This is a genomic window from Caballeronia sp. LjRoot31, from assembly GCF_964253885.1.
In the GTDB taxonomy this organism is placed as follows: Bacteria; Pseudomonadota; Gammaproteobacteria; order Burkholderiales; family Burkholderiaceae; genus Caballeronia.
Map to the genome: position 1 here is coordinate 4,122,070 of NZ_CAXURX020000001.1, position 12,376 is coordinate 4,134,445.

Genomic DNA, 12,376 nt, shown 5'->3' on the forward strand with positions numbered 1-12,376 from the left:
TGCGTGTCTGACGCCGAACGGAATGCGCCGAACCAGATTTTTGGGTAGCGGGCACTTTAACATCTCAGTGTAAGACGTGCTTGAACCCTTGTCGGATAAGGGTTTGCGCGAATTCAAGCGGTTTGCAGCGCGAGTGGCAGCGGCAGGTTTTTCCGATGAGCGATGCGGGCTGCCGATTCGGCCGTGAATTCGATAGTGGGCGGGGGCCGCGTTTCAGGATCCGCTTCGAGCCCACGTAGCGACGCTGCGCGTCACCCGCCTTTCGCCGATCCCGCCCGGTCCGCGATTTCATTCCACACATGCAGGGCAGCATACGCACGATACGGCCGCCAGGCCTCAGCGCGGGCGCGCAGCGCCGCCGCTTTCGCCATCGACGGATCGCGTGCCACTAACGCCTGCATCAGGATCAGGTCGGTGCCGGGCCACGCGTCGGCGTCGCGTAGCGCGCGCATCGCGACATATTCCACTGTCCACGGTCCGATACCCGGCATAGCCAGCAACGCCGTCCGCAGTTCGGCGCGGTCCGCATGGGGATCGTCGAGAGGCAGCGCGCCCGCCGCAACCTCGCGTGCGAACCCCTGCAATGCGGCCACGCGTTTGCCCGGCATGCCGATCTTTTCCAGATCGATCTCGGCCAGTGCGGCGGGCGTCGGGAAACGCCAGGCGGTGCCGGCATGCGGATGATCGGTCAGCGGCGTACCGGCGCGTTCGACGAGCCTTCCCACAATGGTCGATGCCGCTTTCACGCTGACCTGCTGGCCGACAATCGCGCGCACGACCAGTTCGAAGCCCGACCACGCGCCGGGTACGCGCAACCCGGGCACGGCTTGGGTCAGCGGCGCGAACCACGGGTCGCGGGCGAGATGAGCGGCGATAGCCGGCGCGTCGGCCTGAAGATCGAACATGCGCGTCAGATGCTCGCCGATCGCTTTCGCATGGCGGCTCGCCGCGCCTTCCAGCGTCGCAACGAGACAAGGTTTGCTGGCGTGCTTTGTCACGCTGAGCGTGCCCGAATCGCCAAGCCATTCAATTGCACGGCGATACGAACCGTCCTCCACCGCTTCGACGCCAAGCGTCGCGCGCCCCGCGAAAAATCGCAGGACGCGAGGCCAATCGTAGGGTTCGACGTAGGGTAGCTGGATGCGGGTGGGTTTATTTTGTGGCAATTTAAGCGCGTTCGAAAGCAGGGAGGATGGGGATGCTAATGGGCATCGTATTGTTCAACGTGATTCAGGAGATGTTGAAAGCCCGCGAGCCAGCCATGCTCCATCAATCCAGATCCTCCGCGCCAACCGTCTCGAGCGGCACGGCGACCCGATGCTCCTTTTCCGCCGATAACAACGCGACCTTGCGCGCCGTGCCCCATCGATACCCCGCCAGCGCGCCATCCTTATGCACTACGCGATGACACGGAATGGCAAGCGCCACCGGGTTCGACGCGCACGCATTCGCCACCGCCCGCACTGCCCGCGGCGACCCAAGCGTTTCGGCGATATCGGTATAACTGCGCGTCTGGCCGTATGGAATCCTCTGCAACGCATCCCATACGCGCTGTTGAAAAGCCGTTGCGCTGATATCGAGCGGCAGGTCGAAGTGCTCTCGCGTGCCGCGCAAATAAGCATCGATCTGCACGATAAACGGCGCGAGCCTCGCCTTGTCTTCGATCCGTTCTGCGTCCGACAACTCTTGAGCCAATTCGGCTTCGAGCGCGGCCGGGTTATCGCCGAAAGCGATCTTGCAGATGCCCTTGGGCGTTGCTGCGACCAGCACGATCCCCAGCGCCGTCTGCGCGGTAGCGAAATGCACGACCAGACCTGCTCCCTTGCGTCGATAAGTCGATGGCGTCATCCCCAGTTCGGCGGGCGCCGCGTCATACATCCGCGATGTCGAACCGAAGCCGGCGTCATGCATGGCGCGGGTCACGTCGTCGCCGCGTTGAAGCGCACCGCGCAATGCATCCGCGCGGCGGGCGGCCTGGTATTGCCTCGGCGACACGCCGACCACACGCGAAAACAGCCGCTGCAAATGAAACGCGCTGACATGCACGGCGCGGCTCAACTCCGCGAGCGTCACGCGTTGCTGTGGGTCGGCGTCGAGCACCTTGCACGCGCGCTCCACGATAGCGAGTTCCCGCGACAGACTGCCCGGCTGACACCGTTTGCATGCCCGATAACCGGCGGCTTCGGCTTGCTGCGGGGTATCGAAGAATTCGACGTTTTCACGCCGCGGCTGCCGCGACGCACACGATGGGCGGCAGAACACGCCGGTCGTACGAACGGCATAGAAGAACTCGCCGTCGGCGCTTGAGTCGCGGCTCGACAGGGCGTTCCAACGGGTTTCATCGTTGGAAAAAGCAGCGGTGCTTGATTCGGTTTTCATCACAATCCTCGGTTTGCGAAGAGTACGTGACTACTTTAGAGGCGCGCGTCTATAGGTACTCGCCGGATCTTGCTCTGTCATTTCTTCCTTGGATGACGGGACTGTGAACGCATGGACAAATGACGCACAGATGCGACACATCCCCACCATAGGGGTTTTTACTACGATAAGTGTTGCATCGACCCTATCGGCTGTGTAATATTGGAACTGTCTCCTCCATGTCTCCTCCTGATATGGATTCAGCCCGCTCCGCAACGAGCGGGCTTTTTTTCGTCTGTACGCTTTGTAGCCTTTATAGCCGTGCTGTTTCGCAACACTTGCTAAACTTAAAGCTAGCTCTTTTCGCCAGTTTACTGGCTATAACAACGCTAGAACGGAGACACACCATGCACATACCTATCCGCGAGATTGATCACGTCGTGATTCGCTGTGCGAACCTTGATGCCATGGTCGATTTTTACAGGACGGTGCTGGGTTGTCCGGTAGAGAAGGAGCAACGCGAGCTTGGGTTGGTTCAGATGCGCGCGGGGCGCTCGCTGATCGATCTGCTGGCGGTGGGCTCGAAGATTGACCGGCCGGAAAGCGGCACGCCCGGCGCGGGCAACAACATGGATCACTTGTGCTTGCGCGTGGAACCCTTCGATTCCACCGCGTTGCGTGCGCATCTGCTTGAGAACGGCGTGCGCCTGGGGGACGAAGCCCGTCGATACGGTGCTGAAGGCTTCGGCCCGTCGCTCTATTTCTTCGATCTGGAAGGCAACCTGATCGAGCTGAAAGGGCCACCGGAGGCGTGACCGGCGGCGCGTCCGATCATCCGGTCAGCGCGGCTTTCCCTTGAACACCGTCCAGTCGATAGCAACCGGATCCACCGTGGCGCTGCCCAGCGATGCCTCGCCATCCTGCACGGTGCATTGAAGCCGCATGGTCCGTTCGGCCAACGCGCCGAGCGCTGCGGCCACGCCATCGGTGAGCGACCATACGGTCACGTTTTGCATCCGTTCGACCTTCGCTTTGACGCCCTGCCACCAGATCTCGGAGGTGCGGCCGCCATACGCGATCACGATCACCCGATCCGCGCGTCCGCTCGCCTTCGCGATACGCCGTTCCTCCGGCTGACCCACTTCAATCCACGTTTCGATTTGCCCGGTCAGGTCCTTTTGCCAGAGATCGGGTTCGTCGGTGTCGGACAGTCCTTTGGTGAATTCGAGGCGTTCGCTCGCGAATAACGCGAACGCGGCGACGCGCACCATCATCCGGTCGTCTGTTTCGGACGGATGCCGGGCAATGGTCAGCGCGTGGTCGCCGTAGTAGTGCCGATCCATGTCGGCGATTTGCAGCTCAGCTTTGTAGATTGTGGATTTAAGGGCCATGCAACACCGGAAAGCCTGTTTGAGAGGCCAGAAAAAAGGGGAATCGGAACGGATATTTCGGGCGGAACCGCTGCGTGCCGACGCGTTCCGAATCACATTCGACGACGTTCGACGCGTGATGATACCGAACGCGTTCGCTCGTTGCGGGGAATCGCTCAAGGAGGGGAGGATGTTGCTGGAAAAAGCAAGTTGACGTATGCCGTTGCCGATGCCGCGTGAGAGTGTCCTGCGCTGACGCGTAGCCAACCCGGCGGGGGTGAATAAATTCACTCCGCGAGTAATCACACAATTAGATAACGGCGGCCTTTACGTCGCCGTTATTCTTTAAACCGTGATCTGTATGTGATTAATTCACTGCTTGATAAATCGGTCTGCGGTCCACAAGCCTTGTGTATCGCTGTTTGCCGCATTCACAAATTCGACATCATGGCCGACAACCTGCACTACCCGGAAATGAGCGCCTTCGGGTGTGGGTACGCATTGAAATCCCGCGAAGAATTCCTGCATTTTCTGTTGCTCGCCGGCCTGGGCGTGTTGATCGGCGGAATCGAATTTGTCCTTCGATAAACAGCCGTACGCGTTAGGCATGAAACTGAACGTTTGTTGCGGCTGGATCGCCTTGTCCTGGGCTTGAACCGAGGTGATCGCGCCCAATAAGCCGATCATCGCAAAACCAGCAATGGCGCGCTTTTTCATCGATAGCCTCCATGCAACTCTTTAGCGGGGATTTAGCTATGTATTCAGTGACTAGTTATTAATCTGCAGCGTTTATCCTAGATGAGAATTTGCAAGAGGCAAGCACAACTTGTGTGCGTTCGCAACAAGACGGATTGTCGCAGAAGGGGTATTTGGGATTAAGGGGCTTTAAGCGCGTGGCACGGTAATCAAAAATGCCGAATGATGCGGCGCAAACAGAAAAACAATAAAAGATGCCCGGTTCGCTGGAACCGGGCATTAACCTCAACGAAATGAGGAGGAGACACTACAGATTACCGGGCCTGATCGCTGGTCAAAGCCCGTTCAATACCAAGCAGAATTTGTGCCGAACGGGGAAATCGGACGCAGAAAAGCGCTTCTACAAACGAAACTGTTTCAAGTCAGATACTTCGGTGTGACAGCCTGCCCTCGGCAGGGGTGGCATGCTCCGGGTCATGTCGGGGTTCCTGCCGCTTTTTTACACGGTGTCTTGTCAGATGCGAATCTTCGTGGATTAATCGACGCTTCCGTCCTACAGGAGCTTCCATGACCCTTGCCCAATGGCTACCGTTCGCAATCGCCTCCGCCATCCTTGTTGCCATTCCCGGACCGACCGTGTTGCTGGTGGTCTCCTATGCGCTCGGCCACGGCCGCAAATACGCGCTTGCTACGACGGCCGGTGTTGCGTTGGGCGACCTTACGTCGATGACCGCTTCCATGCTCGGGCTTGGCGTGTTGCTCGCGGCATCGGCGGAACTGTTCATGGTCCTGAAATGGGTGGGCGCGGCTTATCTCGTTTATCTGGGCATCAAGTTGTGGCGCGCGCCGGTGATGGACGCCGATGCGGTCAGCGCGCCTGGCGAGTTGCGCACACGGCGGATCGTCGCTCACGCATACGCGGTGACCACGCTCAATCCGAAAAGCATCATTTTCTTTATCGCGTTCTTGCCGCAATTCATCGATCCACACGTGGCGAGCATTTCGCAGATTGCGATCATGGAGGCGACGTTTGTCGGGTTGGCTGCGGCGAATGCGTTTGCTTATGCAATGCTCGCTTCGGTCGCGCGACGGGCAATTCGGCGGCCTGGCGTGCAGCGGACGGTGAATCGAACCGGCGGCGCGCTGTTGATGGGGGCTGGGGTGTTTGCTGCGGTGTGGAAGAAGGCGGTTTGAGGTTTGGGTGAGCGAAGCCGGGGAGAACCGCGTAGTCGGTTATCGCGCGCTTCGCTCCTGACCCGAATAGGACCATTTTGGTGGTTTCGCCGAAATGGTCCTCACCTGACGGGCTGGGCGCTCGTAAGCAACCCTCGCTTTTTCAACTGGTTGCTCAATCCATTCGCCGCCTCGAAGGCGCTATGGCGATGCCTGTGGGTCGTCGAATCACGCAAGCACCTCCAAGCCGTGTTTCTGGACTACCTGAAGCAGGCGTGCCGCGAGACCACTCGGCTTTTTTGCGCCAGCCTCCCACTGCCTGACGGTCGAAGGGCTCGTGTTCAAGTAATGAGCAAACACACTCTGGCTGACATTGGCACTCTTTCGGATACGTGCAACGTCCTTGGCCGCATAGTGAGGCGGCTCCTCGATGCACAAGTCGTCATAGTCACGCATCGTCTTTTTGTCGATAAGCTTTGCGCGAAACAGGCCAGACGCGGCGCTGTGAATTGCCTCGGAAGCGTCGCTCTTGAATCGTTTGTCAGCCATTGCAAATCTCCAATAGTTCCTTCAGATCAACCAGCAAGTCGATATCGGCTGATGTCTTGCTTCCATAATCCTTGGCAAGCCTCTTGAACTTCTTTAGATCGATATCGCCGATGTTGTCCATGTCGCTTTTCGCAAACAGAAACACGAAGATCCATCTTCTGCCCACCTTGTTCAAAACGAGGCCGCGTTTCGTGTTCCTGTCCAGACGCTTCTTCCAGACGTTGCCACCGAGATCGTCGCCTTGGCCGTCTATGAGTTGCTTTGCGGCTTTGCACAGATCGCCGTTGGTAATGCCGGCGGATCTGGCTGCCTTGCTGAACCATGCTGTCTTAAAGACGCGCTGCGCGGGTGGTTGCATTGCATGCCGGTTTGACTATAAAGGTAAACTATGCCACCTGGTGGTATAGTCTTCAAGTCAAATTCTGCTGCAGGCGAGGCTGTGATTGATTGGTCACGGTTCGACGGCAGGGAGCCCGCATTGGATGGGGGCGAGGGTGTTTGCTGCGGTGTGGAAGAAGGCGGTTTGAGATTTGGGTGAGCGAAGCCGGTCGAGCCCCGGTCTTCACCCATTTCTATTCGGCGGCGTCATGACGCTCCGAATAAAAAGCTCGAATCAGAAGCCAAGCCATCCGAACCACACGACCGTTCGCCAGAGCCCCGCGATAATGATCACGGCAGCGATGGTGGCCAAGCCTATCTGCCTGCGGCAGCGAACTGCTTGCTCTTCATCGAGACCCTTGGGTTTCGCCATTTGGGGCTCCCTGCGTGGCTTCTCTACTGGAATCCTACATCATGAACCCTACGAGCTAAGCGACGTCTACTTCCCAATACAAAACCGGCTGAAAATCACGCCCAGCAGATCATCGGAACTGAACTCCCCGGTGATCGAATTCAACTGATCCTGTGCGAGCCGCAACTCCTCGGCAAACAAATCGAGCGCTTGCGAATTCTGGTCCGCATGGTCCGCGGCAATCGCCAGATGTTCGCGCGCAGCGCGCAGCGCAATCAGATGCCGTTCGCGCGCCAGATAGATACTCTCCGCGCCCGCCTGCCACCCTGCAATCTTGAGCAATTCGCTACGCAATATCGCGATTCCCTCACCCGTTTTCGCCGATAAACGCACGTCGCGCACGCCATCACCGGCCGTTTCCGCCGATGCCTCCACGCCCGCCAGATCTGCCTTGTTCAGCACGCGCACGACCGGCACGCCCACCGGAAAACGCGCCGAGATTGCTGCGTCCTCGGCACTCAGCGTTTCACGTGCGTCCAGCAGATGCAGCACGACATCCGCGCGGCCGATTTCCCCCCAAGTCCGTTCGATACCAATCCGCTCCACCTCGTCCTGGGTTTCGCGCAGGCCGGCGGTATCGATGACATGCAGTGGAATGCCTTCGATCTGAATAGTCTGCGTGACCTTGTCGCGCGTGGTGCCGGCAATCGGCGTGACGATGGCGAGTTCAGCGCCGGCCAGCGCATTCAGCAACGACGATTTGCCCACGTTCGGCTGCCCCGCGAGCACAACCGATAGCCCCTCGCGCAGTAGCGCGCCCTGTCGAGCATCGGCGAGCACTTTGTCGAGCAGGGCACGGATGCGCGCGAGCTTGCCGCGGGCATCGGCGGCTTCCAGGAAATCGATCTCCTCCTCGGGGAAATCGAGCGTCGCTTCGACCAGCATCCGCAACGTGATCACGTCTTCCACGAGCGCATGGATTTCGCGCGAGAACGCGCCATCGAGCGAGCGGCCCGCCGAGCGCGCCGCGGCTTCCGTGCTCGCCTCGATCAAATCCGCGACAGCTTCGGCCTGCGCCAGGTCGAGCTTGTCGTTGAGGAACGCGCGACGCGTGAACTCACCGGGTTCGGCCAGCCGCACGCCGAATTCGCGACCGGTATCGACAGCTCGCTGCAACAGCAGTTGCAGCACGATCGGACCACCGTGTCCCTGCAATTCGAGCACGTGTTCGCCGGTATAGGAATGCGGTGCGGGGAAATACAGTGCAATGCCGCGATCGATCGCTTCGCCGCGCGCATCAATGAACGGCACATAGCTCGCGTGCCGCGCGTCGAGCAACTGGCCGCACAGCGCAAGCATCGCGTGCCTCGCCGCTGCTTCGCCCGCCCGCCCGAACGACAGCCGGATTACGCCGATACCCCCGCGCCCCGGCGCGGTGGCGATCGCGACAATCGGATCGGTGTCGTTATTGGACATGGTTTTTTCCAGCGGAACGCGCGTGAACGAGTGGCGGCATTGTAGCGCGGTGCTCTCGTTTCGCTGCGTGGCACGAGCCGTTAGGACGATTCTCAATTTATCTTACGTGAGATATGATGAAGCATCGGACTGGCTGTTGGCGCGCATCGTTTCGTTGGCTGCAAATGTGGTCGTTATTGGGTCATGCCTATCAATCAACCATTGCGGCATTCTGATGTTGTTTTTCCTGAACGCGCTAAAAATTAGAAAGATGCGCCATATCTAGCGTAGGCGGTTGACTCCCCCACTGCGTTTGCCTCGCACAATCGCGACCATGCCAACACCCAAAGAGAAAACCGATTTTTCGGATCGGCTCAAATTTTCAATGACACGCGCGCCCGAGAAAATGCGCGGTGCGACCGATCTCGCTTTGCATTTCAATTTGCGATATCACGGTGAACCCGTTTCGCCGCAAACCACGCACAAGTGGCTGACCGCGCGTTCAATTCCCACGACCGACAAACTGGCGACGCTCGCCGAATGGTTCAAGGTCGAACAGCACTGGCTTCATTACGGACCGCCTCCAAGCGGGAATCCGCAAGGCGCACCGAAGCCGATCACACATGATGAGAAATACCCGGCTTCGGAGGAGACGCTTGAACTGGCTTCGAAGATCGAGGCGCTATCGTCGCATCACCGGTATTTGCTGGAAGAACTAGTCGATCAGTTTTATGGGACGGGTGGGAAACGGTAAAACGCATACGCAAACAGTTCACAGAAACGAAAACGCCCGGCATAAGCCGGGCGTTTTCAATCCAACCAAAGACTAAACTTTAAGCCTTCGCCACCTTCTTCTGCCCCATCATGCGCGTGATGTAATACTGCTGCGCGATGGAAAGCACGTTATTCACAACGTAATACAGCACCAGTCCTGACGGGAAGAAGAAGAACATGACCGAGAAAGCCAACGGCATGAACATCATCATCTTTGCCTGAACCGGATCCGGCGGCGTGGGATTCAACCGCGTTTGCAGGAACATGGAAACGGCCATCATCACCGGCAGGATGTAGAACGGATCGGCCTGCGACAAGTCGTGAATCCACAAGACCCACGGCGCACCGCGCATTTCCACCGACGACAGCAACACCCAGTACAGCGAGATAAACACCGGAATCTGCACGACCACCGGCAGACAGCCGCCGAACGGATTCACCTTCTCGGTTTTATAGAGCGCCATCAGCTCCGAATTCATCTTCTGCGGATCGCCCTTATACCGTTCACGCAATTGCGTCATGCGTGGCGTGATGGTCTTCATGCGTGCCATCGACTTGTAGCTTGCCGCCGACAACGGGAAGAACACCGCCTTGATCAACAGCGTGAGCAGGATGATCGACCAGCCCCAGTTGCCCACATAGCTATGGATCTTCTCGAGCAGCCAGAACAGCGGCTTCGCGATGATCGTCACCATGCCGTAGTCTTTCACCAACTCAAGACCCGGTGCGATGCCTTCCAGCATCCGCTCTTCTTCAGGACCAGCAAAAAGCCGCGCCTGCACGTCGACCGTCTGCCCTGGCGCGATGGTCTGCAACGGCTGCTGCACGCCTACGCGATACAGCGCGGGATCGATCTTCTGCACGTAGATATCGCGCTTCACGCCCTGCTGCGGAATCCACGCCGACGCAAAGTAATGCTGCACCATCGCGACCCAGCCGTTATCGGCGGAGGGCGCAAAATCTTCCTTGCCCTTGTCGATATCGCTGAACGTCATCTTCTGGAAGTGATGCTGCTCGGTATAAACAGCCGGCCCGATGAACGTATGCGAGAAGCGCGGCGTTTCCACCGGCGAATCGTCGCGCACGAGTTCCATGTACAGGCGCGGCGTGACCGGCGCAGTGCCGACGTTCTGCACCTTCGTGTCGACACCGATCACATAGCTGCCGCGCGTGAACGTGTAGGTCTTGATGACCTTCACGCCACCCTTGACCGGCGACTCGAACGCGATTGACAACGTGTTGCCGCCGTCCATCGACGTCTGGCTGCCCGGCACGAGCGTGAAGACGTCGTTGTGGTTCGGGAAGTCGCCGCCGAGCAGGCCCGTGCGCGCGAGATACGTGTGCGTCGCGGTGTGATCGAAGAGCGTGATGTACAGATCCGGCTGCTTGCCGTCACCTTCCTTCACGAGCGACAGCTTCGACAGCGTGCCGCCGCGAGTATCGATCTGACCGGAATAGACGTCCGTGGAGAAATTCACGAGCTGGTCTGCTGCGCTCGAAGCGGGTGCATTCGAACCCGGCGCGGCCGGTGCGCCGGGTACGCCAGGGGTAGACGGCAAATCGGCGGCTTGCGTGCCCGGCGTCGTGGTTCCCGGTGCAGCGCTGCCGACCGTCTTGGTCGGGACGGCGCTCGGGAAGAACATCGACGGGCGCCCATGGTCACGTTGCCAGTTGTCGTACAGCATGACAGCCGACATGAAAAAGATGACCCATAGGACGGTACGTTTGATATCCATGCGTTGTCTCAGTGTCGATCGAAGAGCGCGTTATTGGCGCCGTGGTGGTTTGAACTCACTGAATTTGCCGGATCTGGCGAATTCGATGAGCTCGGGGCAGAGTCGTCGACTGGGTCGGCCGCTGACGCGCCATCCTGCTGAACGCAGCCGGCGGCGGACGGAGGCACGGGGACCAGATCGATGCCGCCAGCCGAAAACGGATGGCAGCGGCACAGACGTTTTGCTGCGAGGAATGAGCCACGCGCGGCGCCATGATACTGGATTGCTTCGCGCGCGTAGTCAGAACACGATGGGTAAAAGCGGCACCGGTTGCCGAGCATGGGGCTCACCGCAACCTTGTAGAAGCGTAATAAGGCAATCAACGCCCTTTCTGCCATTCGTGCCGTCTGCATAAAATTCGCGCTCGGGTCGACGCCGGACCAAGCCGGCGTGCGCCTGAAGCGGCTCATGAGCCCGCAGGCGCGGGTGGGTCACTGACGATAGTCGATGCACCCGGCTCTCCCATACGCCGCGCGGCTTCGCGCACTGCACGGTCAAGCAGGCCGTCGATCTCCTCGCGAAACAACGTACGCAGCGGCGGCGATTTCGCGCTCGGCATGGCCTTGCGGTCAATCTTCGCATGCAGCCGCAGCAGGATGTCCCATCCGCCAAGCTCCGCGCGCCGAAGCCGGAATGCCTCGCGCGCCAACCGCTTGATCAGATTGCGCGTCACCGCGCGCGGCGCAAACTTCTTGCCGATAACCAAACCCAGTCGCGCCTCGTTGCCTGTCGGCTTGCCATACAGGACAAAGTGCGGGGACCGGCGCCAGGGGCGCAAACGAAAAACGGATGAGTATTCATCCGTTTTCAGCAGCCTTGCGGCCTTGGGGAACGCGGCACGCGCTCGCAACTGACTGGTTTCCTGTCCGGAGCTTGTCGTGCTGCGCACCTGGCCGTCGCACGCGTCTGGGCGAGTGCCGGGGCGCGCCGTCAAAAGCGACCTTATACAGCCAGGCGCTTGCGGCCCTTCGCGCGACGTGCGTTGATCACCTTGCGGCCGCCGGCCGTCTTCATACGGACGCGAAAGCCGTGGGTACGCTTGCGGCGGGTAACGGAAGGTTGGTAAGTGCGTTTCATGTTGGTCTCACTTGGGTAAAAACGGACCGCGCGGCTAGAGGTAAGCGACGTAAAAAGCGACGCACCGGCCGGTGGTACAGGAATTCGGGTTTTGCGGAACCCGCTATTTAAACCGTTTTCCTATTGACCGTCAATAGGTTACGAGGCATGGCGAGCGGTTTTCGAAGAAGTCCACAGGCCTGACGATTCGATACGCCGCATGGTCCGTCCCTGTGGATAACTCGCGCCGCGGTTGCATTTGGCGTTAGAATCTCCGCTCAATCCGACGTAACCGCACGTTGTCCCGGTCCGCTGTACCGCCTGCAAAAGCATGGTGGACAAGGCTCTGGGGCACGCTTGCCCGCGCGCACCGGGCCTTGTCGCCGAGTGGCGGCGAGGGCGGCGGCAGGACTCGCGGTAAACCCTAACGACTGCATTCG

15 protein-coding genes are annotated in these 12,376 nt (G+C 59.5%); 3 read left to right on the top strand and 12 right to left on the bottom strand.

Translation table 11 applies throughout. The features are described from left to right. Positions 1-251: 251 nt before the first annotated feature. Together ACSQ8V_RS18420 and ada are read right to left on the bottom strand one after the other, a co-directional pair. Positions 252-1,166 (bottom strand): DNA-3-methyladenine glycosylase family protein, encoded by a 915-nt coding sequence (locus ACSQ8V_RS18420; RefSeq protein ID WP_436206555.1) that lies wholly within the window; start codon positions 1,164-1,166, stop codon positions 252-254. Positions 1,167-1,269: 103 nt separating this feature from the next. Further along, positions 1,270-2,379, bottom strand: a complete 1,110-nt coding sequence (gene ada, locus ACSQ8V_RS18425) for a bifunctional DNA-binding transcriptional regulator/O6-methylguanine-DNA methyltransferase Ada (RefSeq protein ID WP_213765066.1) — start codon at positions 2,377-2,379, stop codon at positions 1,270-1,272. Positions 2,380-2,765: 386 nt separating this feature from the next. On the opposite strand from ada, the gene ACSQ8V_RS18430 reads away from it, so the two are divergent. Continuing rightward, the gene (locus ACSQ8V_RS18430) at positions 2,766-3,173 is read left to right on the top strand and encodes a VOC family protein (RefSeq protein WP_436206556.1); all 408 of its coding nucleotides are present in this window, start codon (positions 2,766-2,768) and stop codon (positions 3,171-3,173) included. Positions 3,174-3,197: 24 nt separating this feature from the next. On the opposite strand, the gene ACSQ8V_RS18435 is transcribed toward ACSQ8V_RS18430, so the two are convergent. Next, positions 3,198-3,749, bottom strand: coding sequence for a YaeQ family protein (locus ACSQ8V_RS18435; RefSeq protein WP_031360972.1), 552 nt, complete (start codon positions 3,747-3,749; stop codon positions 3,198-3,200). Positions 3,750-4,100: 351 nt separating this feature from the next. After that, positions 4,101-4,445, bottom strand: a complete 345-nt coding sequence (gene sap1, locus ACSQ8V_RS18440) for a surface attachment protein Sap1 (RefSeq protein WP_436206557.1) — start codon at positions 4,443-4,445, stop codon at positions 4,101-4,103. Positions 4,446-4,991: 546 nt separating this feature from the next. Here sap1 and ACSQ8V_RS18445 point away from each other — a divergent pair. Further along, positions 4,992-5,618 (top strand): LysE family translocator, encoded by a 627-nt coding sequence (locus ACSQ8V_RS18445; protein WP_213765069.1) that lies wholly within the window; start codon positions 4,992-4,994, stop codon positions 5,616-5,618. Positions 5,619-5,825: 207 nt separating this feature from the next. On the opposite strand, the gene ACSQ8V_RS18450 is transcribed toward ACSQ8V_RS18445, so the two are convergent. From ACSQ8V_RS18450 to mnmE, 4 genes are all read right to left on the bottom strand, one after another. After that, positions 5,826-6,146, bottom strand: coding sequence for a helix-turn-helix domain-containing protein (locus ACSQ8V_RS18450; RefSeq protein ID WP_436206558.1), 321 nt, complete (start codon positions 6,144-6,146; stop codon positions 5,826-5,828). Continuing rightward, positions 6,139-6,504: a type II toxin-antitoxin system RelE/ParE family toxin gene (locus ACSQ8V_RS18455; protein ID WP_436206559.1), complete on the bottom strand. Its 366-nt coding sequence runs from the start codon at positions 6,502-6,504 to the stop codon at positions 6,139-6,141. Before ACSQ8V_RS18455 ends, ACSQ8V_RS18450 begins: the two co-directional genes overlap by 8 nt. A 255-nt stretch (positions 6,505-6,759) precedes the next feature. Next, complete coding sequence (locus ACSQ8V_RS18460) at positions 6,760-6,897, bottom strand: hypothetical protein (RefSeq protein WP_436206560.1); 138 nt, start codon at positions 6,895-6,897, stop codon at positions 6,760-6,762. Positions 6,898-6,963: 66 nt separating this feature from the next. Beyond that, positions 6,964-8,352, bottom strand: coding sequence for a tRNA uridine-5-carboxymethylaminomethyl(34) synthesis GTPase MnmE (gene mnmE / locus ACSQ8V_RS18465; RefSeq protein WP_436206561.1), 1,389 nt, complete (start codon positions 8,350-8,352; stop codon positions 6,964-6,966). A gap of 313 nt (positions 8,353-8,665) precedes the next feature. Between mnmE and ACSQ8V_RS18470 the strand changes: the two genes are divergently transcribed. Then, on the top strand, positions 8,666-9,085 hold the full coding sequence (locus tag ACSQ8V_RS18470) for a transcriptional regulator (RefSeq protein WP_213765071.1): 420 nt from the start codon (positions 8,666-8,668) through the stop codon (positions 9,083-9,085). Between the two features lie 79 nt (positions 9,086-9,164). Here the strand turns inward: ACSQ8V_RS18470 and yidC are convergent, their stop codons facing one another. The 4 genes from yidC to rpmH all read right to left on the bottom strand — a co-directional run bounded on the left by yidC (position 9,165) and on the right by rpmH (position 11,957). Next, on the bottom strand, positions 9,165-10,841 hold the full coding sequence (gene yidC, locus ACSQ8V_RS18475; protein ID WP_436206562.1) for a membrane protein insertase YidC: 1,677 nt from the start codon (positions 10,839-10,841) through the stop codon (positions 9,165-9,167). An 8-nt stretch (positions 10,842-10,849) separates the two neighbouring features. Further along, on the bottom strand, positions 10,850-11,218 hold the full coding sequence (gene yidD, locus ACSQ8V_RS18480; RefSeq protein ID WP_255631416.1) for a membrane protein insertion efficiency factor YidD: 369 nt from the start codon (positions 11,216-11,218) through the stop codon (positions 10,850-10,852). 68 nt (positions 11,219-11,286) lie between these two features. Beyond that, on the bottom strand, positions 11,287-11,769 hold the full coding sequence (gene rnpA, locus ACSQ8V_RS18485; protein ID WP_213765073.1) for a ribonuclease P protein component: 483 nt from the start codon (positions 11,767-11,769) through the stop codon (positions 11,287-11,289). Between the two features lie 53 nt (positions 11,770-11,822). Next, the gene (rpmH, locus tag ACSQ8V_RS18490) at positions 11,823-11,957 is read right to left on the bottom strand and encodes a 50S ribosomal protein L34 (protein WP_006998755.1); all 135 of its coding nucleotides are present in this window, start codon (positions 11,955-11,957) and stop codon (positions 11,823-11,825) included. Positions 11,958-12,376 lie beyond the last annotated feature (419 nt).

Coding starts and splice junctions, on each gene's coding strand:
- ada (WP_213765066.1), bottom strand. CDS start 2,379: ATGAAAACCGAATCAAGCACCGCTGCTTTTTCCAACGATGAAACCCGT.
- ACSQ8V_RS18470 (WP_213765071.1), top strand. CDS start 8,666: ATGCCAACACCCAAAGAGAAAACCGATTTTTCGGATCGGCTCAAATTT.
- yidC (WP_436206562.1), bottom strand. CDS start 10,841: ATGGATATCAAACGTACCGTCCTATGGGTCATCTTTTTCATGTCGGCT.
- mnmE (WP_436206561.1), bottom strand. CDS start 8,352: ATGTCCAATAACGACACCGATCCGATTGTCGCGATCGCCACCGCGCCG.
- ACSQ8V_RS18435 (WP_031360972.1), bottom strand. CDS start 3,749: ATGGCCCTTAAATCCACAATCTACAAAGCTGAGCTGCAAATCGCCGAC.
- ACSQ8V_RS18445 (WP_213765069.1), top strand. CDS start 4,992: ATGACCCTTGCCCAATGGCTACCGTTCGCAATCGCCTCCGCCATCCTT.
- rpmH (WP_006998755.1), bottom strand. CDS start 11,957: ATGAAACGCACTTACCAACCTTCCGTTACCCGCCGCAAGCGTACCCAC.
- yidD (WP_255631416.1), bottom strand. CDS start 11,218: ATGGCAGAAAGGGCGTTGATTGCCTTATTACGCTTCTACAAGGTTGCG.
- sap1 (WP_436206557.1), bottom strand. CDS start 4,445: ATGAAAAAGCGCGCCATTGCTGGTTTTGCGATGATCGGCTTATTGGGC.
- ACSQ8V_RS18450 (WP_436206558.1), bottom strand. CDS start 6,146: ATGGCTGACAAACGATTCAAGAGCGACGCTTCCGAGGCAATTCACAGC.
- ACSQ8V_RS18455 (WP_436206559.1), bottom strand. CDS start 6,504: ATGCAACCACCCGCGCAGCGCGTCTTTAAGACAGCATGGTTCAGCAAG.
- ACSQ8V_RS18460 (WP_436206560.1), bottom strand. CDS start 6,897: ATGGCGAAACCCAAGGGTCTCGATGAAGAGCAAGCAGTTCGCTGCCGC.
- ACSQ8V_RS18430 (WP_436206556.1), top strand. CDS start 2,766: ATGCACATACCTATCCGCGAGATTGATCACGTCGTGATTCGCTGTGCG.